At 73.3% G+C, this 22,152-nt stretch carries 16 protein-coding genes; 5 read left to right on the top strand and 11 right to left on the bottom strand.

Going from position 1 to position 22,152, the window contains the following annotated elements:
- The 4 genes from J3473_RS13845 to J3473_RS13860 all read right to left on the bottom strand — a co-directional run bounded on the left by J3473_RS13845 (position 1) and on the right by J3473_RS13860 (position 4,245).
- On the bottom strand, positions 1-1,047 hold the full coding sequence (locus J3473_RS13845) for an NAD(P)-dependent alcohol dehydrogenase (RefSeq protein WP_242525873.1): 1,047 nt from the start codon (positions 1,045-1,047) through the stop codon (positions 1-3).
- Positions 1,044-2,276, bottom strand: a complete 1,233-nt coding sequence (locus J3473_RS13850; protein ID WP_207024312.1) for a sugar ABC transporter permease — start codon at positions 2,274-2,276, stop codon at positions 1,044-1,046. The genes J3473_RS13845 and J3473_RS13850 overlap by 4 nt, the downstream gene beginning before the upstream one ends.
- Complete coding sequence (locus J3473_RS13855) at positions 2,273-3,112, bottom strand: ATP-binding cassette domain-containing protein (RefSeq protein ID WP_207024314.1); 840 nt, start codon at positions 3,110-3,112, stop codon at positions 2,273-2,275. The genes J3473_RS13850 and J3473_RS13855 overlap by 4 nt, the downstream gene beginning before the upstream one ends.
- Positions 3,113-3,177: 65 nt before the next feature.
- The gene (locus J3473_RS13860; RefSeq protein WP_242525874.1) at positions 3,178-4,245 is read right to left on the bottom strand and encodes a sugar ABC transporter substrate-binding protein; all 1,068 of its coding nucleotides are present in this window, start codon (positions 4,243-4,245) and stop codon (positions 3,178-3,180) included.
- Between the two features lie 135 nt (positions 4,246-4,380).
- Between J3473_RS13860 and J3473_RS13865 the strand changes: the two genes are divergently transcribed.
- Together J3473_RS13865 and J3473_RS13870 are read left to right on the top strand one after the other, a co-directional pair.
- Entirely contained in the window at positions 4,381-5,415 is a 1,035-nt protein-coding gene (locus J3473_RS13865; RefSeq protein ID WP_207024318.1) for a LacI family DNA-binding transcriptional regulator, read from the top strand.
- Between the two features lies 1 nt (position 5,416).
- Positions 5,417-6,910, top strand: a complete 1,494-nt coding sequence (locus tag J3473_RS13870; RefSeq protein WP_242525875.1) for an FGGY-family carbohydrate kinase — start codon at positions 5,417-5,419, stop codon at positions 6,908-6,910.
- A gap of 1,048 nt (positions 6,911-7,958) precedes the next feature.
- Here J3473_RS13870 and J3473_RS13875 read toward each other — a convergent pair.
- The 4 genes from J3473_RS13875 to J3473_RS13890 form a co-directional block, all read right to left on the bottom strand.
- Positions 7,959-9,362: a PAS domain S-box protein gene (locus J3473_RS13875; protein ID WP_207024320.1), complete on the bottom strand. Its 1,404-nt coding sequence runs from the start codon at positions 9,360-9,362 to the stop codon at positions 7,959-7,961.
- 105 nt (positions 9,363-9,467) lie between these two features.
- Positions 9,468-9,857, bottom strand: a complete 390-nt coding sequence (locus J3473_RS13880; protein WP_207024322.1) for a response regulator transcription factor — start codon at positions 9,855-9,857, stop codon at positions 9,468-9,470.
- A gap of 40 nt (positions 9,858-9,897) precedes the next feature.
- Positions 9,898-10,593: a response regulator transcription factor gene (locus tag J3473_RS13885; RefSeq protein ID WP_084696794.1), complete on the bottom strand. Its 696-nt coding sequence runs from the start codon at positions 10,591-10,593 to the stop codon at positions 9,898-9,900.
- 206 nt (positions 10,594-10,799) lie between these two features.
- A complete protein-coding gene (locus J3473_RS13890) occupies positions 10,800-11,816 on the bottom strand; it encodes a hypothetical protein (RefSeq protein ID WP_207024324.1) in 1,017 nt (338 codons plus the stop codon).
- A 431-nt stretch (positions 11,817-12,247) separates the two neighbouring features.
- On the opposite strand from J3473_RS13890, the gene J3473_RS13895 reads away from it, so the two are divergent.
- Positions 12,248-13,420: a M15 family metallopeptidase gene (locus tag J3473_RS13895; protein WP_207024326.1), complete on the top strand. Its 1,173-nt coding sequence runs from the start codon at positions 12,248-12,250 to the stop codon at positions 13,418-13,420.
- Between the two features lie 108 nt (positions 13,421-13,528).
- On the opposite strand, the gene J3473_RS13900 is transcribed toward J3473_RS13895, so the two are convergent.
- From J3473_RS13900 to J3473_RS13910, 3 genes are all read right to left on the bottom strand, one after another.
- The gene (locus J3473_RS13900; protein ID WP_207024328.1) at positions 13,529-17,662 is read right to left on the bottom strand and encodes a PQQ-dependent sugar dehydrogenase; all 4,134 of its coding nucleotides are present in this window, start codon (positions 17,660-17,662) and stop codon (positions 13,529-13,531) included.
- A 240-nt stretch (positions 17,663-17,902) separates the two neighbouring features.
- A complete protein-coding gene (locus tag J3473_RS13905; RefSeq protein ID WP_207024330.1) occupies positions 17,903-19,057 on the bottom strand; it encodes a glycerate kinase in 1,155 nt (384 codons plus the stop codon).
- A gap of 1 nt (position 19,058) precedes the next feature.
- A complete protein-coding gene (locus J3473_RS13910; protein ID WP_207024332.1) occupies positions 19,059-20,069 on the bottom strand; it encodes a LacI family DNA-binding transcriptional regulator in 1,011 nt (336 codons plus the stop codon).
- Between the two features lie 171 nt (positions 20,070-20,240).
- Between J3473_RS13910 and J3473_RS13915 the strand changes: the two genes are divergently transcribed.
- Together J3473_RS13915 and J3473_RS13920 are read left to right on the top strand one after the other, a co-directional pair.
- Positions 20,241-21,092 carry an ABC transporter permease gene (locus J3473_RS13915; RefSeq protein ID WP_207024334.1) on the top strand — a complete coding sequence of 284 codons (852 nt, stop codon included), beginning with the start codon at positions 20,241-20,243 and terminating at the stop codon, positions 21,090-21,092.
- Between the two features lie 32 nt (positions 21,093-21,124).
- Positions 21,125-22,150 carry an ABC transporter substrate-binding protein gene (locus J3473_RS13920; protein ID WP_207024336.1) on the top strand — a complete coding sequence of 342 codons (1,026 nt, stop codon included), beginning with the start codon at positions 21,125-21,127 and terminating at the stop codon, positions 22,148-22,150.
- Positions 22,151-22,152: the final 2 nt, after the last annotated feature.

Here is a 22,152-nt window from a genome sequence, read left to right on the forward strand (position 1 = left end):
TCAGCGGTCCGGGTGGATGACCGCCTTGACCGAGTCGGTGACGCGGCTGCCGAGCGTCAGGGCGTCGGCGGTCTCGGCGAGCGAGAAGTGGTGCGTCACGAGGGAGTCGACCTTCACCCGGCCCGAGGCGACGAGGGCGATGGCCAGCGGCCACGTGTGGTTGTAGCGGTTGACGAGGCTGAGCGAGAGCTCGTTGACGTTGAGCTGCGAGAGAGGCAGCCCGACGAGCTCCTCCTTGGGCATCCCGATCATCGCGGCCCGCCCGGCCGGCCGCAGTCGCCGGAGCCCCTGCGCGAGAACGCCCTTCGCGCCGGAGCACTCGAGCAGGACGTCGAAGTCCTGCCCGCCCGTGCCGTCGTCGACCGCGAGGCCGAGGTCGCGCGCCATCCCCTGCCGGAACTCGCTCGGGTCGGTGACGGCCACCGACCGCGCCCCGAAGGCGAGCGCGACGGCCCCGGCCAGCAGCCCGACCGGTCCGGCGCCGGTGACGAGCACGTCGTCCCCGGGCTCGAGGCCGGCCCGCTTGCACCCCCAGATGCCGACCGAGAGCGGCTCGACGAGCGCACCCTCCTCGTACGACATCGACGCGGGGATGCGGTGGAGGTTGCGGGCGTCGATGACCATCGTCTCCATGAGCGCCCCGTCGTACGGCGGGGTCGCGAGGAAGACGAGGTCCGGGCAGAGGTGGTATCGCCCGGCCATGCACTCGCCGCACTGGCGGCAGGGGGTGCCCGGCTCGATGGCGACGCGGTCGCCGACGTCGACGCCGGTCACCTCCTCCCCCACGGCGAGCACCTGGCCGGCGGCCTCGTGGCCGAGGACGATCGGGCCGTCGACCACCCAGTCGCCGATCCGGCCGACCGTGAAGTACGCGGTGTCCGAGCCGCAGACCCCGACGGCCCGCAGCCGGACGAGCGCCTCGTGCGGGCCGGGCTCCTGCTGGGGCCGCTCCTGCACCTCGATCCGGCCGAGCCCGGTCATCACGGCCGCGCGGATCATCATGGTGTCCTCCTGGGACGGGACGTCGGGGGTCACGGCGGTGCTCATGCGCGGCCGTGCGAGGCGCGGGAGCGCCGGGCGAGGGAGTCGATCGCCACCGCGACGGCCAGGACGAGGCCGGTGATGACGAACCGGTAGGACGAGTCGAGGTTGAGCAGGGTCAGGCCGTTGGCGATGGCCGCGATGACGACCGTACCGAGCAGCGCCGACCACGCGCTGCCGCGGCCGCCGAAGAGGCTCGTGCCACCGATGACCGCCGCCGCGATGGCGTTGAGGTTGACGTCGCCGGTGCCGCTGCTGAGGTTCGCCGACGCGAGCCGGCCCGCGGCGAGGATGCCCCCGAGCGCGGCGAGGAAGGAGCAGACCGCGAACGCGCTGAGGTAGACCCGCCGGACGGGGATGCCCGAGCGCCGCGCGGCCTCGACGTTGCCGCCGACGGCGAGCAGCGAACGGCCCCAGCCGGTGCGCGTGATCGCGTAGTTGAGCAGGAGCACGAGCGCGACGAAGAAGACGACCATCCAGCCGACGCCCCGCTCGCGGTTGAGGTACCAGACGACGAACTCGAGCGCGACGAGCAGGGCCACCGACCGGACCACGAGGACCTGCACCGAGGTCGCGGAGAGGTTGGCGCGCCGGCGGCGGACCATCGTCTCGTAGCCGCTGGCGAGGACCGCGACGGGCCCGAGCGCGGCGAGCACGTACGCGAGCCACGGCGGCACGAACGCGACCTGCGCGAAGGTGACGAGGAAGGAGTCGAAGGGCAGGTTGACCGAGCCCTGGTCGCCGAGGATCGCCAGCTGGAGGCCGAGGAACGCGAGCAGCCCGGCGAGCGAGGCGACGAAGCTGGGCATCCCGAACCGGGTGAGCGCCAGCCCGTACGCCAGCCCGATGAGGGCCGCGATGCCGAGCGCGACGACGACCGCGAGCACCCAGTTCCAGTCGTGGCGGACGAAGAGCACCGCCACGATCGCGGCCGTGAAGCCGCTGACCGAGCCGACGGACAGGTCGATCTCGCCGACGAGCAGCACGCAGACGATGCCGAGCGAGATGACCCCGACCGCGGCCGAGTCGAGCATGAGATTGACGAGGTTGCCGCTCGAGAGGAAGACCGAGTTCAGGCTCTGGAAGATGACGGCGATGATGACGAGCCCGATGACGACGGGCAGCGCTCCGAGGTCGCCGGACCGGATGTTGCGCAGGACGGCTCGCGCGCGCCCGGCCGTCGTCGCGTCGTGGGTGATGCGCTCGTCGGCGCGGTCGAGCTGGACGGTGCTCATCGGGCGACCTCCTCGTCGGCAGGGGTGTCGACGGCCGCCGCGGCGGCTCCGGCGGACCCGCCGCCGACCCGCTCGCGACGCCGCGTGACGACGTTGTCGGTGGCCCCGGTGATGGCGGCGATGATCGTCTCGGACGAGACCGACCGCGCGTCGAAGCTGCCGTTGTTGCGGCCGAGCCGCAGGACGACGACGCGGTCGGCGACGGCGCGGACGTCCTCCATGTTGTGGCTGATCATGATGACGCCGAGCCCTCTCTGCCGGAGCCGCTCGATGAGGTCGAGGACCTCGGCGGTCTGCGCGACGCCGAGGGCCGCGGTCGGCTCGTCGAGGATGATGACCTGCGGGTCGCCGAGCAGCGAGCGCGCGATGGCGACGGTCTGGCGCTGGCCGCCGGAGAGCGACGCGATGGGGATGCGGACGGTCGGGATCTTCGCCGAGAGCTGCTGGAGCAGCTCCCAGGAGCGGACCTCCATCGAGACCTCGTCGAGGCGCATCCGGCCGCGCTCCTGACCGAGGAAGAGGTTGCCGACGACGTCGAGGTTCTCGCAGAGGGCGAGGTCCTGGAAGACCGTCGCGATGCCGAGGGCGATCGCGGCGGAGGGGTCGGCGACGGTGACGGGCCGGCCGTCGAACGAGATCGTCCCGGCGTCCGGCGCGTGCACGCCGGAGAGCACCTTGACGAGGGTGGACTTGCCGGCGCCGTTGTCGCCGACGAGCGCGACGACCTCGCCGCGCGCGACGTCGAGGTCGATGTCGGTCAGCGCGTTGACCGCGCCGAAGGTCTTGGTGACGCCGCGCAGGCTGAGCAGCGGCGGTGCGGTGGTGGTCGTGGTCATCGAGGTCCTCCGATGGTCGGCCGGGCGGCCGCCGGGGCGGGGTGCGCCCCGGCGGCGGTCCGGGCTCAGGAGATGCCGAGCTTCTGGCAGGCGGCGGCGTACTCGGAGGTGCACAGCTCCGAGGCCGGGGTGATCTGCTTGTCGACGATCTCGGCCTTGAGGTTCTCGGCCGTGACGAGCGTCGGGTCGTAGAGCTTCGACGGGGAGCCGAAGAGGTCCCCGGTCGTCTCGGGCGCCTCGTTGTTCAGCAGCTTGACGGCCACCTCGGCGGCGGCGCCGCCGACGATCTCGCTCGGCTTGCTGATGGTGTTGTACTGGTCGCCCGCGATGATGAGCTGCAGGCCGGCGACGGTGGCGTCGTTGCCGCTGACCGGCGGGTTGGGGTTGACCCCGGCCGCCTTGAACGCGGCGATCGAGCCGCCCGCGGTACCGTCGTTGGCCGCGACGACGCCGATGATCTTGTCGCCGAACCGCGAGATCTGGCCGCTGACGAACTTCTGCGCGTTCTCGGGCTTCCACTCGATCGTGTCGTACTCGGCGAGGATCGGGATGCCGCTGCTGTCGACGGCCGAGTGCACGCCCTTCTTGATGAGGCCGGCGGCCGCGTCGGTCGGGGACCCGTTGACGACGAGCAGGCCGGAGCCGGAGGGGACCGGGTCCTGCTTGATCTTCTCGAGGAGCGAGGTCGCGATCGCGTTGCCGATCTTCTCGTTGTCGAACGAGACGTAGAAGTCGACCTTGATGTCCGGGATCGGGCGGTCGTAGGCGATGACCTTGACGCCCTTGGAGTGCGCGGCGTTGACGAGCGAGGCCGCGGCCGCCGAGTCGACGGGGTCGAGCACGACCACCTTGGCGCCCTGGGCCAGGGCCGAGTTGAACTGCTGCTGCTGCTTGTCCGCGCTGCCGTCGGCGTTGTTGTACAGCGGCTGGCACGAGGGGCAGAGCTCCTTGAGCCGCTTCTCGAACCCGGGACGGTCGTGCAGCTCGTACCGGGTGGAGCCGGTGTCGGGCATGAGGAAGGCGACCTTCGCCCCGTCCCCACCGCCGCCACCGGACGACGACCCCGCCCCGCTGTCACCGGACCCACAGGCCGCCACGAGCAGGGTCGACAGGCCGGCCCCGGCCAGCACCACGCCTCGGATGATCCGACCACGCGCCATTGCGTTCTCCTCTTCGCTGAGGCTGCTTGAATCGTTTCAAGCAGGTGCGGACGATGGTAGGGTCCGTTTCTGAAACGTGTCAAGGATCACGGTCAGGAGCTGTCGAGGGTGACGACGCGACGAGTGGGTCTCAAGGACGTGGCCCGCGCGGCCGGGGTGTCGGTCGGCACGGTCTCGCACGTCCTCAACCACCCCGAGCGGGTCAGCGAGCCCCGGCGCGAGGCCGTGCAGCGGGCCATCGAGCGCCTCGGCTTCGTCCGCGACGAGTCCGCCCGCCAGCTGCGGGCCGGCTACTCCAGCACCGTCGGACTCCTCCTCCTCGACGCCTGGAACCCTGCGTTCGCCGAGATGGCCCGGGGGGTCGAGGACGCCGCCGCGGAGGCGGGGATGACACTCCTCATGGCCAACAGCGCCCGCAGTCTGGAGCGCGAGAAGGCCTCTCTCACAGTGTTTTCCGAGCACCGCGTCGCCGGCGCCATCGTCGTGCCGCACGACCCGCTCTCCGCGCAGCTGCACCGCGTGCGGGCCGGCGGTGTCCCCCTCGTCGTCCTCGACCGGATGGACCCGCGCGAGGGGGCGGTCAGCGTCGGCGTCGACGACACGCTCGGTGGCCGGCTCGCCGCCGAGCACCTCCTCGGGCTCGGACACCGGGCCGTCGCCTTCGCCGGCGACCCTGCGCTCGCGATCCCCGTCCGCGACCGCCACGACGGCGTCAGCGCGGTCGTCGCGGAGGCCGGCGCGACCCTCGTCGACCTGCCGTGCGCACTCTCGGTCGAGGGCGGCCGCGAGGTCGGGGCGGCGATCGCGGCGATGCCCGCCGCGCAGCGCCCCGGCGCCGTCGCGTGCGCCGTCGACGTCGTCGCGGTCGGCATCCTCCAGGAGCTCCAGCGGCACGGCATCCGCGTCCCCGAGGACGTCTCCGTCGTCGGCTACGACGACATCCCGCTCGCCGCGCAGCTCGCCGTGCCGCTGACCACGGTCGCCCGCCCCCACCACGCGATGGGCGTCGCGGCGTTCACCCTCCTCCTCGCGGTCGTCCGCGGCGAGACCCCGCACGAGCCGCACCGCCTCTTCGCGCCCGCGCTCGTCGTGCGGGGCTCGAGCGGGCCGCCCGCGCCCACCACGACCGACGGGAGCACCTGACGTGGACGAGCTGGTCCTGGGCATCGACATCGGCACCGGCAGCACGAAGGGCGTGCTCGCCACCCCGGACGGCACGGTCGTCGCCACCGCGGTGCGCGCCCACGAGGGCGCGATGGTCATGCCGCGGCCGGACCGCGCCGAGATGGACGCCGAGGCGGTGTGGTGGGCCGACGTCGTCGCGATCTCCCGCGAGCTCGTCGACCCCGCGCGCCCGGTGGCGGCGGTCTGCGTCAGCGGGCTCGGGCCGTGCCTGCTCCTCACGACCGCCGACGGCGCCCCCGTCCGGCCGGCGATCCTCTACGGCATCGACGGTCGTGCGACCGCCGAGATCGCCGAGCTCGACGAGCGGCTCGGCGCGGACGCGGTCCTCCGGCGGTGCGGCACACCGCTGACCACGCAGGCCGTCGGGCCCAAGGCGCTCTGGGTGCAGCGGCACGAGCCCGAGGCGTGGGCGAGGGCCGAGCGCTGGTTCAGCGCCGGCTCCTACGCCGCGTTCCGGCTGAGCGGCGAGTACGTCCTCGACCACCACACGGCCAGCCAGTCGGTGCCGCTCTACGACCTGCACGCCGCCGACTGGGCGCACGACTGGTACGACGAGGTGATGGCGGGCCTGGCCGCGCCCACCCTCGCGTGGTCCGGCGAGGTCGTCGGCGCCGTCACCGCCGCCGCGTCCGCCGAGACCGGGCTGCCCGTCGGCACGCCCGTCTGCGCGGGCACGGTCGACGCGTGGGCCGAGGCGTACGGCGCCGGCGTCCGGGCACCCGGCGACCTCATGCTCATGTACGGCTCGACGATGTTCTTCGTCCAGGAGCTGCGCTCCCCCGCCCCGCACCCGCAGCTGTGGAACACCCGGGGTGTCACGCCTGCGGGCTTCTCGCTCGCGGCGGGGATGTCGACCTCCGGCAGCCTGACGACGTGGGTGCGCGACCTCGTCGGGGGACCACCCTTCGAGGACCTCGTACGCGAGGCCGGTGCCGTCCCGCCGGGCAGCGACGGGCTCCTGCTCCTGCCCTACCTCGCCGGCGAGCGGACCCCGATCTTCGACACCCGCGCCCGTGGCGTCCTCGTCGGGCTCACGCTGCGCCACCGCCGCGGCCACCTGTTCCGCGCCGCGTACGAGGGCATCGCCTTCGGCATCCGGCAGATCCTCGAGCTGCTCGACTCCCCCGAGAACCCGGTCGAGCGCCTCGTGGCCGTCGGCGGCGGCACGCAGGGCGGCCTGTGGACCCGGGTCGTCAGCGACGTGACCGGCCGCCCGCAGCACCTGCCCCGACAGACCATCGGGGCGGCCTACGGCGACGCGCTGATGGCCGCGCAGGGTGCCGGCCTCGTGGCCCCGGACGCCGACTGGGCGAGCCTCGACCGCGTCGTCGAGCCGGACGCCACGCACCGGGGGCTCTACGACGAACTCTACGCCGCCTACACGTCGCTGCACCCGGCGACGCGCGAGCACCAGCACCTGCTGGCCGACCTCCAGGCGGGCCCCGGCTCCTGACGTCGGTCACGAGGCGGCCCAGCCGGTCGGCACGCGTCGTCCGGCCGCTGTCGTTCGCCCCCGCATCTGACGCAACCGTGACGAGCGGTCGTGGGCGGCCGCTCGTCCCGGTTGCTCCGGGTGCTGGGGCGACCGGCAGGGGGTGCGAGGGACGGATCGCGGCCAGCCGGTGCCCCCGCCTGGACGGGTCGAGGTGTCCGGCCACCTCGGGAGGGAGGCCGGATACCTCGACCCCGCTGGTTCAGCCCGCGCTTCGAGGTGAAAGGGGACCGTCAGCCGGTCGGGTTTCACCTCGACCCCGCTGCGTGCACCGCGGTTCGAGGTGACGAAGGACCATCAGCCGGTCGGGTTTCACCTCGACCCCGCTGCGTGCACCGCGGTTCGAGGTGAAAAGGGACCACCAGCCGGTCGCGTTTCACCTCGACCCGGCCGGCGGTCCGGAGTGGTGCTCCCGCGCGGCCGGGGCCCGACCCGCGGGCCGGGCCCCGGGGGCCGCAGGTGAGGGGTGGGAGGTGGTGACGCCGCCGCTGCGGCCCGACCGGTGCTCCGGCCGGGGGGGGTGGCTCGTCACCCCCGGCCGGGCGGTCGGCGTCACCACCTCGTGCCCTCGTCGCGGAGGTCGACTCGTGGCACCACCCGCGGCCCGCCCCGGGGGCCCCGACCCCGGGACGGGGGAGGAGGTGGGGCCGGAGCCCCGAGGCATGCCCACAATCATCCTGCGGCGCAGCCGGGTTCGACAGGGGCGGACGGCCGGACCTACGTGATGCATCGGCGCCAGTCCACGTCACCCCGGGCAACCCACCGGCCGGGGGACGGCGAAGAGCCCGGCCTCCGTGCAGGGGGAAGGAGGCCGGGCTCTCGCGGTGTGCGGGTCGGGAGGCCGGCCCCGATGCAGGGGAAAGGGGGCCGGACGCCCTGGTGCACGTGTCCCGGGGGCCTGCCCCCTGCAGGGGAAGGAGGCCGTGGCCCCGAGGCATGGCTCAAGTGTGGCGCGCGGGCCCCCGGAGCCGACAGGGGCGGACGTCCTGTCTTGACTGATGCAGTCGCACTACGAGGCGCGGTCACCGACCGGCACGACGAGCGAGACGCGGGTCCCGCCGCCGGGCGGGCTGTCGACCGTGAGGCTGCCGCCCAGGCTCTCGGCGCGGGCGACCATCGAGGTCATGCCGAGGTGCCCGGGCTCGGTGCTGGCCCTCGCTCCCCCGACGCCGTCGTCGACGACCTCCAGCACCACGGTCTCCCCCGACTCGGTGAGGCGGACGAGCACCCGGTCGGCCCGGGCGTGCTTGCGGACGTTGACGAGCGCCTCGCGCAGGACCCGGAAGGCCCCCGTCTCGATCTCGGGCTCGAGCGGCAGGAGGACGGGCCCCTCGACCTCGACCTCGGTGGCCGTGCCCATGAAGAGTCCCTCGGCCAGCGCCCGGATGGACGCCGCCAGGCCGTCGCGCAGGTCCGGCGGGCTGAGCGCGACGACGAGGTTGCGCAGCCGCTCGATGGTCTGCTCGAGGAGGGAGACGACGTGCTCGACGGGCTCGGCGAGCTCGGGAGGCAGCTGCGCCTGGAGGCCGTCCAGCCGCAGGATCGCCGCGACGACGAGCTGCAGCGGCTCGTCGTGCACCGCCTCGGCGAGGAGCATCCGCTCGCGGGCCTCGATCCGCTCCTCGGCCTCGCGCCGTCGGCGCTCGGCGTCGCGGTGCTCGGTGATGTCCTCGACGAACCCCCGGAAGCTGCCGATGTCGCCCGCCGGCCCGTAACGGGGCGTGAGGGTCGAGCGCACCCACACCGTCCCGCCGTCGCGACGGCGCATCTGCGTCTCGATCATCCGCGGCTTGCCCCCCGACTCGCTCCGCAGACCCCGCACCCGGTCCTCGGGGTCGACGTACAGGTCGTTGGCGCTGCCGACCCGGGCCAGGAGGTCCGCGGCGTCGTCGTAGCCGAGCATCGTCGCGAGCGCCTCGTTGACGGCGAGGATGTCTCCCGCCGGCGTGGTCTCCTTCCAGCCCTCGGCCATCGAGTCGAGGAGGTCGCGGTAGCGCTGCTCGGCCGCGCGCGCCCGCCCGAGCGCCTCGCGCAGCGGGTCCGGGACGTCCTCGCTGTCACCCGGACGCCCCTCGTCGACGATGACGGTCACGCCGTCGGTCGTGGGGTAGAGCCGGCGGCGCAGCCATCTCCCGACCCGCGGGGCGAACGCCTCGAACTCCTCGACCTCGCCGGTCTCGAGGGCACGTTCGAGATAGTGCAGGAAGTCCGGGTCGCGTGCCTGGGGGTAGAGCTCGTAGACGTTGCGACCCACCACCGCGGAGGCCTCCTCGCCGAGCATCGCGAGGATGGACCCGTTGACGTACTGGACCGTGCCGTCGGGGCCGACCGAGAACACGCCCCCGACGATCCGCTCGAGCGCCTGGGCCGCCGACAGCCCTCGCCGGTGCTCCCCGTCCGATGCGTCGGACACCGCCCCTCCCCACCCGAGGACCGTTCGACGTCCCCGTCGCCGCCCATGCTAGGGGGCCACACGGACCGGCGCGACGTCATGTCGAACTGCGACGCCCGGGCAATTTCATTCCACGACAGGCGAATGCCGCAGGAGCGCCTCGCGCAACGGGGCGAGGCGGCCGGTCTTGAGCACGAAGTCGTCGGCCCCGGCGGCGAGCATCGCCTCACGCACCTCGGGCTCGGAGTGCGCCGAGAACGAGATGATCGCGAGGTCGGGGTGCTCCGCCCGCACGGCCGCCACGAGCTCCGCCCCACCGCCGGGCATGCTGACGTCGACGACGAGCACGTCGACGTCCTCGGCCCGCAGCCCCTCGCGGCACTGGTCGCCGTCCTCCCCCACGCCGACCACGGCGAAACCGGGGATCGCCGTGATCACCGCGGTCAGCGCCTGTCGCATCTCGAACTGGTCGTCGCAGAGGAACACCCGCCGCACCCCGACCTCGGTGGACGTCACGGCACACCCCGCTGCAGGGGGCGGTGGGCACGCGACGCGCTCACGGCCCGCTCACGATGTTCTCGCGCAGGGCGATGGTCACGGCCTCGAGCTTGTTGTGGGCGCCGAGCTTGCCGATGACCGACTGGATGTGGTTGCGCGCCGTCGCGTACGAGATGAAGAGCCGGGCCGCGATGTCGCGCGTCGACACACCCTGGACGAGCAGGCGCAGCACGTCGCGCTCACGGGGGGTCAGGTCGTCCCCCAGCTGCTGGCCACCACGCTCGGACGACGGCAGCAGCCGCTGGACGTCGCGGGCGCTGAGGATCGTGATGCCCTCGGCCGCGCGCATCACCGCCTCGTGCAGGGCGTCCGCCCGCTGGCCCTTGTTGACGATGCCCACGGCGCCGGCGGCGAGGGCCTGGTGCAGCACGTCGACGCTGTCGTCGGCGGTCACGAGGAGGACCTTGGTGCCCGGGCTCGCGGCGAGGAGGCGGGGGATGAGGTCGGTGCCGAAGCCGTCGGGCAGACGCTGGTCGAGGAGGCAGACGTCCGGGCGGTGGCGCTCGACCGCCGCGAGCCCCTCGGCACACGAGGCCGCGACGTCGAGCACCGTCGTGCGACCACGCATCCGCAGGCCGGTCGCCACGGCGTCGGCCAGCAGCAGGTGGTCGTCGACGACGACCACGGTGACCGTGCCGGTGCGCGGCTCGGCCGCGGCCGTCGGTGTCATGTCCTGCTCCCTGTCATCGGTCATGTCATCGTCCCGCTCCCCGAGTCGCCCCGCCAGAACTCCGTGCACCACCCGACGTGATGCATCTGCACCAGACGACGGCCTGCGCCGCGCCGGTGTCCCTTCCCCCGATGACGGCGACGTCGCGGTCACCGAGGCCCCGAACGCTACCGGCGGGGCGCGACGGCGTCGATGGCTCCGATGCCTCGCGGGGCGCCCGGACGGGCGCGTCAGGACCGGAAGGGGATGGCCGAGCGCCGCACCGGCACGTCGTGGCCGTGCGAGAGGAGGAGCGTGCGCACCGACGCCGTCGCCTCGCTGCCGTTGGGGGACGGCGACACCGCGACCGCGCGGATCGGGAGCAGGGAGGGTCGCGTCGCCACCGGGGCGTCCGGCCGGTCCGGGTCGGTCCCGGTGAGCCGGAGGTAGGGCGCGATGCCGTACGCGGAGGCACGGTAGGACAGGAGCGAGGCCTCGACGAGCCGGCTCGCCTCGCCCGGCCGGGTGAGCAGCATGACGGCGTAGCGGGTCTCGCGCTCGTCCGCGAAGCCCTCGTGCTTGACGAGGAGCAGCGCCTCCTGGAGGGCGTCGAGGAAGGGCTCGAGGTGGCGGGCCAGGTGCTCGCGCAGGGCCGGGGTGAGCTCGGGCTCGGTGCCGTCGTCGGGCGGGCGCCGCGCGAAGGGCGCCGCCGGACCGCCCGCGAGGTCGCCGAGCAGCGCGAGCGCCGCGTCGACGAGCTCGAGCTGCTCCTCCCGCCGGTAGCGCACCGGCTGCCAGCCGTGCCGGCGCAGGTGGACCTCGCCGTCGCGGCCCGGCCGGAGGTCGACGTCGTCGCGGGCCAGCGCGACGAGGGGCTGCGCGGGGTCGAGCCCGATCGCGTAGGACTCCTTCGCCCCGCCGTACAGCCGCCACATCGCGAGCGAGTCGGGCGAGCTGCTCGCGCTGAGGATGAACGCGCTGCCGGCGCCCGGGCCCTCGCCGTGCGCCGTCGCCTCGCGCACCCGGTCCGCGAGCTCGGCCGCGACTCCCCCGTGTGCCGCGCCCGCCTCGAGCATCCGCTCGACGACCATCCGGCCGCCGAGCGCGACCTCCTCGCGGTCGTTGAGGAACGGTGCGGCGGTGGCCCACAACGTGTTGGAGGAGAGGATCGCGAGCAGCCCAGGGCCGTCGGTGTAGTGCCACGCGAGCCCGTCCGGGACCGGCGCGTCCCCCTCCGTCCGGGGGCCGGGTGCCGGGTCGCGCGCCATCCGGCGACCCTACGCCGCGGGGTCCGTCGACGCGGCCGGCGAGACCGCGCCGGCCGTGCCGTGCGAGGCGTCGCGCCCGCTGCGCGCACCCGCCGTGCTCCGCATCGGCAATGGTCAGAGGGCTGAACGGGTGAACCGATGGGCCGTTCGGCCCACCCGCCGCCCGGTCCCGCCCGCGCGCCGGGACCCGCTCGTAGCGTCGTTGGTCGAGGACCATCGTCGGCCGGAACCCCTGCTCCGACCGGCCCGGGTGTCGCCGAACCCCACCAGCACCCGGGGCCCTCGCGATCCCTGTGATGGTGGGGGCGGGGCGCCCAGGCACATGGAGTCGCTCCTCGGGGTGAAGTCCTCTCACGAGGGCGGGGCGCACCGGCGTCCCAACCCGACAGGTCACGTTCCGTAGGCGGCCCACCCGGAAGGAACGTGCCCGAATGTCCGCCCTCAGACGACCCACCACCCTGCTCGCCGTCCCCCTGCTCGCGCTCGGCCTCGCCACCGCCGCCGCGCCCACCGCCACCGCCGCCGGCTCCTCCCTCGGGTGGGGCGGCCACACCAACGGCAAGATCCCCGCGTCCGCGCTGTGCGCCATCCCCTGGGACAGGACCGACAGCCTGCGCTGCGACGCGACGCGCAAGCTCACCTCGCTCAACACGGCCTACAAGGCCCGCTTCGGCGCCAACCTCTGCATCAACGACGCGTACCGCTCGTACACGAAGCAGGTCGCGCTCTTCAAGAAGTACGGGTCGCCGCGCGCGGCCAAGCCCGGCACCTCCACCCACGGCTGGGGTCTGGCCGTCGACCTCGGCTGCGGCGTCGGCGCGTACAGCGGCGCCCGCTACAAGTGGATGGCCAGCGTCGGCCGCAAGTACGGATGGGCGCAGCCCACCTGGGCCGTGGCCAAGGGCTCGAACCCCGAGCCGTGGCACTGGCAGTTCTTCGGGACCGCCCTGCCCACCCCGCCGCCGCCCGCGCCGAAGCCGCCGGCCCCCAAGCCGCCTGCACCGAAGCCCCCGGCCCCGCCGGCCCCGGCGGTCACCACGGGATCGCTCTCCGTCACCGGCACCTGGCCGCGGACGGCGACGTTCACCCTGCGCGTCAAGAGCACGGGCAAGGCCGTGGCCAACGCGCGCGTGAGCATCGACACCCGCGACCTCGGCTCGACCCAGTTCAGGACCGTGCGGACGGCGACGACCGACTCCGCCGGCCGCGTGGCCTGGACCCAGGCGCCCGAGACGCCGACCGTCGTCCGCTTCACGTTCGCCGGCTCGAGCACCGCGAAGCCGACGACCGGGACCACGACGCTGACGACCGTGACCCGGCTCAGCAGCCGCCTCACCGACGGACGTCGCCACCCGCTCGTCGTCGGGCGCCTGACGACCCCCGCCAGCGACCGCCTCGACGGCCGGACCGTCACCCTGCAGCGCCGGGTCGACGGCTCGTCCACCTGGACGACCGAGGACACCCTCGAGACCAACGACGACGGCTGGGTGTGGGCCCGTATCGACCGCGACGTCGACTCCACCTACCGCTTCGTGTTCGCCGGGGCCGACGGGTACGTCGGCTCGGTGGGCGACGAGGTCGAGGTCTCGGAGAGCGGTCGCTGACCCCGCGAGCCCACAGGCGGCCGTCCCGGGCTGACGGCGTGGCCCCGGCCCCACGGACGGGCGGGGTGGTGGACCCGTGGTCCGCCACCCCGCCCGCCGGTGTGCCTGCTACTCCTTGCTCGGGCGCAGGGTGAACTGCACCGTGGTGGTGTTGCCCGCGACGTCGGAGACGACCAGGGTGTTCTCACCCTTGACCGCGCCGTAGGCACCGATCCGCACGTGGTTCAGGTCCGACCACGCGTTGTCGCTGAGGTCCTTGCCGACCCCGTTGAGGGTCAGCCGGTCGACCGTGCCGGTGTCGTGGAGCGTGAACGACACCATCCGGTAGCGGCTCTTCCTGGCGTTGACGGCGTCGGTGAACTCCGCACCGTCCTTGACCGTCACCGTGGGGGCGGTGACGTCCAGGGTGAACTGCACCGTCGTGGCGTTGCCGGCGGTGTCGTACACGACGAGGGTGTTGGCTCCCTCGACCGCGCCGAACCGGCCCGGTACGACGCCGTTCAGGTCCGACCAGGCGTTGTCGCTGAGGTCCTTGGCCACCCCGTTGAGGGTGAGCCGGTCGACCGTGCCGTCGGTGTCGTGGAGCTTGAACGACACCTTCGAGTACGTCCCGTCCCGACCCACCGTGAAGCCCTCACCGTCCTTGACCGTCACGCTCGGCGGCGTGGAGTCCTGGGGCGTGGCCTTCACGGTGAGGTCGCGGATCCGGCCGTAGTTGTCGAACGAGCCGAACCCGACCCGCCCGTGGTCGAACGTCGTGTCGTTCGCCGTGAGCAGCGGAGTGTCGACACCGTCGAGGTACACGGCGATGTCGCCGCTGTCGACGCACCGGACGACGCGCACGTCGTGCCACTCCTCGTCGGTGATGGCCGGCGGAGCGCCGATGCTGCCGTCCCACTGGTCGTCGATCCGCTCCCGGACCTTGCCGTCGACCTTGAAGATGCCGTTGTGCGGGTAGATCGTGTTGTCCTGCGACAGGTGGGCGTAGTAGTACTCCGTGTCGGACTGCCACCCGAAGACCACGATGACGTCCCTGTTGTTCACGTCGGCCGGCTCGTCGATCCGCACCTCGGCCGAGAGGTCGAACGACCCCGGCTCCGGTCCGGCCGTGAGCGTCGCGTACTCGAACGGACGGCGGATGCCGTCGCCGGGGTCCGTCCCCGGCTCCGTGAGCACCACCTGGTCACCCGGGAAGTCCCACTTCGACGGTGTCCTCGGCGCCCAGTCGTCCGCGGCCATGACGTCGGTGATCGTCGTCCCGGACGGCGTGCAGGACGGCGGGGTCGGCGGCTCCTGGGCCTGTGCGCCGAACCGCGCGTACTGGGCCGCCACCTGCTCCGGTGTCGGCGCGGTGTCGAGGAACATCAGGTCGTCCATCCGACCGGTGAAGGGGTTGAACTCCTTGGTGTTCTGCGGGTAGCTGCCGCCGATCTTGATGCCCCGCGGCGTCGTGTCGGAGGTCGCTCCGGCACCCCACGGGTTGGACGCGGTGTAGCGCCCGGCGAGCTCATGGCCGTTCCGGTAGAGCTTCATCTCGCCCGCTGCGAAGTCGAACGTGGCGGTGAGGTGGACCCAGGTGTTCCGGGCGAGGATCTCGTCCCACGGCTGGTCCGCGGCGAACGTCCAGCTGCCGGCACCGTCGACGCGTCGGCCGAGGGCCACGAGGCGGAGCTCGCCGTCGACGGTGATGACCTCGAGGAGCGCCCGGACGTTGTGTCCCTCGGAGTCACCGGTCAGCACGCCGGCCAGGCCGACGGCGTTGTAGCGGTCGTCGGGGTCGGCGGTGCCGGAGTTCAGCCCCGGCAGGGCGTCGCCCGTCCGCTTGAACCAGCCCATGACGGCCGCCTGCCCGGTCTGGGCGAAGGCGCCGAGGCTCGCGACTCCGTCCTCGTCGTACACCCCCGCCTTCCAGTCGTCGTTGCCCTGGGTGGTCGGGTTCATCTGCTGGGTCTGGAGCGCCTCTCCCGCGGTCGGGTAGGCCCGGTCGGCGACGCGCATCTCCACGCCACCGTTGACGAGCCGGATGTCGGTGCCCGACAGGCCCTGGTCCGCCTCGTCTGTCGGCATGCCGTCGACCGGGTGGTCGAAGTCGTAGTGCGCGACGACGTCACCGGCGAGGTCGGGGAGGACGACCGGCGACGACGCCGTGGCCCGATGGGCACCGGTGACCTTCCAGATCTTCCCGTTCGCCTTCGAGATGAGGTACAGCTCGCCGTCGGCGTCGGAGCCGAAGCGCAGGTCGACGCGGGCGTCGCCGACGAGGTCCTGGAACGTCGTCTGCTTCCCGTCCGCGAAGACCCGCAGCCGCTCGATGGGCGCGAGGTCCTCGACGTCGCCGTCGTTGCGCTGCATCTCCTCGGCCCGGGTCGAGAGCACCCAGCCCCGGACGAGGTCGGTGAACAGGTACCGCCCCTGCAGCTCGGGGATGCTGCCGCGGTAGACGAAGCCGCCGTTGTTCGCGACGCCGGCGTCCCCGGTCTGCCCGGGGTCACGGTTGTGGTCGTACGCGGCGACCGGGTAGGTGTAGCCCTTCGCCGCGTCGTCGTCCGGGAGCGGGTAGATCTGCCGGTTGTCGGCCCGGAACGGGCCCTCGCGCTCGGACCACCCGAAGTCGTCGCCCGGCTCCACGGCGTAGATCGACTCGACCTGCCACTCGCCGATGTGCCCGAGGTACATCGTGTGGTCACCCTCGGGGTCCCAGCTGATGCGGTGCGGGTCGCGCATCCCGATGGCGTACAGCTCGGGCAGCGCGCCCGCGGTGTCGAGGAACGGGTTGTCGTCGGGGATGCCGTACCGCCCGTTCTCGCTGTCCCGGCCGAGCGGGTCGATCCGCATGATCGTGCCCTGCGGGGTGGTGACGTCCTGCGGGTTGCCGTTGCCGACGCCGTTCCCGCCGTCGCCGGCGAGGACGTAGAGCATCCCGTAGTCGGGGTCACCCCGGTCGACCGTCGGGTTGAACGAGATCTGCTGCACCGTGTGGACCCGCCCGTTGAACGGCACGCGCATCACCTCGCGGTGGGTGCCGGAGAAGACGGCGGCCGTCGGGTCGTCGGCCTTCCACTCCGTGAGGACGCTGTGGAAGCCGGTGGTCCCGAAGGCGGGGAAGTCGGGCGTGTCCTCGGTGAGGGCGGTGCCCGCCTCGGTGTGGACCGTGTAGAAGAGGCCGTTCTCGGCGAAGTCCGGGTGGAACTCGGCGGCCCCGAGGCCGGTGCCGAGGCCCGCGCTGTTGTGGAAGTTGTCGATGAACTCCTGGCGCACGTCGAGGTAGGCGGTGTACGCGCCGCTCGCCTTGTCGACGGTGTACAGCGTGCCGTTGTTGTCGGGCACCATGAGCCGGCCGGAGCCGTCCGGGATCTCGTCGAGGTGCGTGATCCGGTTGTGCCGCACCAGTCGCTGGTCCTGCGTCTCGGGGGTCGTGTGTGACTCGGGGAGCTGCGCCAGCTCCTCGAGCTCGACGCCGAGCGTCGAGGTCTGCGGGTCCGGCAGCGGGTTGACCAGCGGCACCTGCGCGTCGTCGGCCGCTGCACAGTCGCCCGGGTTGCCGGTCGGGATCGCCAGGTTCTCCCCCGCGGGGTCGACGGCGACGTCGTCCAGCATCAGACCGCCGTCGCTGCGCGCGCCGTTGATCCAGAAGAACCGGTCCAGCGGCGTGGAGACGCCCTGCCGGAACCCGAACTGGCGCTCGGCGCCCTCGGGCAGCCGGGTGCGCTCCTCGTACGGGCCGCCCTGGCTGTAGACCGCCACGGTGTCGGACGCGTTGTCGGCGACGATCCAGACGCACTGCCACGTGTTCTCGGCCCAGGTGCCGGCGGCGGTGAACTTTCCCCCGTCCCGCACGAGGAGGGTGTCGTTGCTCTGGTTGTTGACGTACGCCCGGCTCTGCGAGTAGTCCGTGGGCGCGTCGACGTCGGTGATGCCGTACGAGGTGTCGACCGTGCCGGTGCGCAGCATCCGGAAGAACACCGTCCCCGTGTCGCCCTCGTCGATCCCAGGCACCGCGCGCGATGCCCGTTGGCCGCCACCCACCATCTCGAGGACCTGGTTGTTGGCGTTCAGCGGGTCGGCGACGACCCGGGCCGCCTTCGAGGCGGTCCAGCCGTCCTGCCCGTCGAGCGCGGACCGCTCGTACTGCTCGAAGCCGAGCAGCTCGGTGAACTCGCCGTCGGCGGCCGCGGCGGGTCCTCCCCCGAGGAAGGTCGTGGCGACCACGGCGGCCGACGCGACGGAGGCGACCGCGCGCATCCGTCCCCGCCGTCGTGGATTCTGTTGCCGCACAGTCTCTTCGTGTGGCGATCGGGCAGCTGGTCGCATGTGGTGCCTCTCAACGTCATTGTCGATCGGATCACGCCCCGCGATGGTCCCCTGCGGCGGGAAGCGCTTTCCGCACAGTAGGCGTCACCACGGCCGATGGCAAGGGACGTCTCGACAGGCACGCCCGGCGGCCCACGCGCCGCCCGCCCGCCACCGGCGCCGAGGCGCTCGTCAGAGGTGGGCGCGGGCGATGGTGCGGCCGAGCTCCTCGAGCAGCGCCTCCGGCTCCGCGAGGCACCGGGCGAGGTCGCTCTCGATGTCGAGCAGCGCGTACGCCGCACCCACCCCCATCGAGCGCAGCCCGGCCTCGTCGAGCTGCCGTGCGCCACAGACCGCGACGACGTCGCACCCCGCGGCGCGCGCCCGCGCCGCGACCCCGGCGGGGGCCTTGCCCGCGAGGGTCTGCACGTCGAGCGCCCCCTCCCCCGTCACGACGAGCGGGGCGCCGCGCAGCCGCTCGTCGATCCCGACCAGCTCGAGGACGACCTCCACGCCGGACCGGACCTCGGCGCCCAGCGCCGCGAGGACGGCGAAGCCCACACCGCCCGCGGCGCCGGCCCCCGGCGTGGCCCGGTGGTCGGTCCCGGTGGCCGCGTCGACCACGTCCGCCCACGCCTCCAGCGCGCGCTCCACGACCGGCAGGTCGTCGGGACGCAGACCCTTCTGGGGGCCGTACACCGCTGCCGCACCGCGCGGTCCGAGCAGCGGGTTGTCGACGTCGCACGCCAGCACCAGGCGGGCCTCGGACAGCCCCGGGTGCAGCGTCCGCAGGTCGAGGGCCGCGACCCGGTCGGGCCGGGCACCCGGGTCGGGGACGGGCGCGCCGTCGGCGCCGACGAGGCCGGCGCCCAGCCCGAGGAGAAGGCCGGCGCCGCCGTCGGTGCTCGCACTGCCGCCGACGCCGAGGCAGATGTCGCGGCACCCGGCGTCGAGGGCCGCGGCGAGCACCTCGCCGGTGCCGCGCGTCGTCGCCGTCCACGGGGCCGGTCGACCCCCGGGCAGCAGCGCCAGGCCGCTGGTGTGCGCGAGCTCGACGACGGCCCGGTCACCCTGACGGGCGTAGGCGGTCGCCACCGGCTCTCCGGTGGGTCCGGCCGCGGTCACCGGCACCAGCTCGTAGCCCGCCGCCACCGCGGCCGCGAGGGTGCCGTCACCGCCGTCCGCGACGGGGACGACGTCAACCTCGACATCGGGTCGGACCGACAGCAGGCCGCGCCGGACCGCCTCTCCCACACCGTCGGACGAGAGCGAACCCTTGAACTTGTCCGACGCGACGACGACCCTGCGCGGCCGCGGGGCGTGGCCCGCGGCGGCCTTGAGCTGCACGTCAGCCCCTGAGCGCGGTGCTGTCGCGCAACCGCACCTCCGCCGCGACGGACACCCGGCGGGCCGACCCGGCGCCGTCCAGCGCGAGCTCGGCGGCCCGGGCACCGATGGCGCGCAGGTCCAGCGCCACGGTGGTGAGCGTGGGGGTCACGTCGAGCAACGTCGGGATGTCGTCGAAGCCGGCAACGGCGACGTCCTCGGGCACCCGCAGCCCGAGGTCGCGACACGCGGCGAGGACCCCGAGCGCCATGACGTCGGAGACCGCGAAGACGCACAGGGGCCCGGGGTCGTCACCACCCTCGAGGACCGAGCGCACGGCGTCGTAGCCACCCGCGCGCGAGAAGTCGCCGCGGACCGACCACGCGACCCGCTCCGGCCCGACCTCCCGACGGAAGGCGTCCGCGCGGTCGACCGAGGTGCGCAGCCAGCGCGGGCCCTCGACGACGGCGAACCGCCGGTGCCCGGTCTCGACGAGGGCCCGGGCCAGGCGGCGGGCACCCCCGGCGTTGTCCGGCACGACGGCCGGGAACCCCTCGAACTGCTGCCCGACGAACGCCAGGCGACCGCCGTTGCGCTCGTACATCCGGCAGGCCGCGACGAGGTCGCGGTGGGCGCCGTCGGCGCTGCGCCGTCGGGAGCCCGCGAGGATGATCGCCTGGGTGCGCTGCGCGGCGAGGGAGCGCACCGCGGCCGTCTCGAGCTGCGGGTCGCGGCCGGTGCTCGCGAGGAGGGTCTGCTTGCCCAAGGGCTGCGCGACCGACTGGACACCGCCGGCGATCGTCGAGAAGTACGGGTCGGCGATGTCGTGGACGACGAGCCCGACGAGGTCGCTCGTCGCCCGCGCGAGGGCCTGCGCCTGGGCGTGCGGGACGTAGCCCAGCGACTCGGCGGCGGCGCGGACGCGGGAGGCGATCTCCGGGCCGGGATGGCGATCGGACCCGTTGAGGACGCGGGAGGCCGTGGCGAGGGAGACGCCGGCACTCCGCGCGACCTCCTGCAGCGTCGTCGCCATCGTGGCCCCTTTCGTCGTCGCTGGCCGAGCCCAGTGTGCTGGGTCGGTGGTCGTCGGGCGACCACCTGGGTCCCACGACGTGGTTGACACGCCTCAGAGCAGACCATACCGTTCGGGAAAGCGCTATCCGCAACAGGAGCCGCGCTCCCGTCACCCCAGGAGCCTTCGCCAATGACGACGAATTCCACGCTCGCCCGACCCGCCCCGCCGGCACCCCGGCCACGCACCCCGCGCACGGGGACCCTGCTGCGGTCGTACGGCCGACCCGCCGCGTTCGTCGCGGCGGTCCTCGTGCTCTGGTGGCTCCTCACGTCGGTGACCTCGAGCCTGCCCGGGTACCTCGTGCCCTCCCCCGGCGACACGTGGGCGGCCTTCGCCGACAACCTCGCCTACTTCGGGACCAACACCTGGGTCACCCTCGTCGAGACCGTCATCGGCTTCGTCGTCGCCGTCGTCGTCGGCGAGCTCGTCGCGGTCGCGATGATCTACTCGACCTCCTTCGAGCGCACCCTCTACCCCCTCGTCCTCTTCGCCCAGGTCATCCCGAAGATCGCCATCGCGCCGCTCTTCGTCGTGTGGCTCGGGTTCGGGATGACGCCCAAGGTCGTCGTCGCCGTCCTCATGGCGTTCTTCCCGGTCGTCATCTCCGGTCTCGCCGGCCTCAAGTCGGTGGACCCCGAGGTCCTCGAGCTCACGTCCACGATGGGCGCGAACCCGCTCAAGGTCTTCGCCAAGGTGCGCTTCCCCGCGTCGCTGCCGCAGTTGTTCTCGGGCCTCAAGGTGGCCGCGACCCTCGCCGTGACCGGCGCCGTCGTCGGCGAGTTCGTCGGGTCCAACTCGGGCCTGGGCTACGTGATCCTCCAGGCCAACGGCAACGTCGACACGGCCTCGCTCTTCGTCGCGCTCATCATCATGTCGCTGCTCGGGGTGGCCCTCTTCGCCCTGCTGCAGGTCGCCGAGCGGCTCGTCATCCCGTGGCACTCCTCGCGGCGCTCCTCCGCCGGCTCCACCGTCCAGCTCTGACCTCCACCCCCTCTCTCTCCCGAAGGACCACCATGACCTCGCGCACCCGCACGACCCTCCTGGCCGCCGCCGCGGTCGCCGCCCTCGGTCTCGGCGCCTGCGGCAGCGGCGACGACGCCCCCTCCGCGACCGCCGCCGACGGCACCCGCACCGTCAGCCTGATGCTCAACTGGTACCCCTACGGCGAGCACGCCCCGTTCTACTACGGCGTGCAGGAGGGCATCTTCGCCAAGCACGGCATCGACCTGCAGATCAAGGCCGGCCAGGGCTCGACCAAGACCGTGCAGGCCGTCGGCAGCGACCAGGTGGACTTCGGGTGGGCCGACACCCCCGCGGTGCTCGCCAACATCGACAAGGGCGTCGGCGTCAAGAGCGTCGGGGTCTTCCTCCAGACGACGCCGTCGTCCGTCCAGGTCTTCTCCGACTCCGGCATCTCCTCCCCCGCCGACCTCGCGGGCCACACCATCGCCGTGTCGGCCGGGGACGCGCCGACCGTCATGTTCCCGACCTACCTGAAGATGGCCGGTGTCGACGAGGGGGCCGTCAAGACCCAGAACCTCGACCCGGCCGGCAAGATCGCCGCCGTCCTCACCGACAAGGTCGACGGCCTCATCGGGTTCGCGCACGACCAGGGCCCGACCATCGCCGCGAAGAGCGGCAAGGAGATGACCTACCTGCGCTACTCCGACGTCGGGCTCAACTACTTCAGCACCGGCCTCATCGCGCCGCAGGGCACCCTCGACGACGACGCCGCCCTCGTCAAGGAGCTCGTCGCCGCGACGAGCGAGGCGTTCGCCGCGGCCGAGCAGCAGCCCGAGGCCGCGGTGCAGGCGATGTCGGGCAAGGACCCGCAGATGCCGGCCGACGACGTCCTCCTCGAGCAGTGGAAACAGACGAGCGAGCTGCTGCACACCGACGCGACCGAGGGCGACGCCCCGGGGGTCAACGCGACCGCCGACTGGGAGTCGACGCTCAAGGTCCTCTCGGACGCGGGCCTCGTCGCCGCGGGCAAGAGCGTCGACACCTACTTCGACGCCTCGGCCCAGCCGCAGGGATGAGG

The organism is Phycicoccus sp. DTK01, assembly GCF_017312765.1.
Lineage (GTDB): Bacteria > Actinomycetota > Actinomycetes > Actinomycetales > Dermatophilaceae > Phycicoccus > Phycicoccus jejuensis.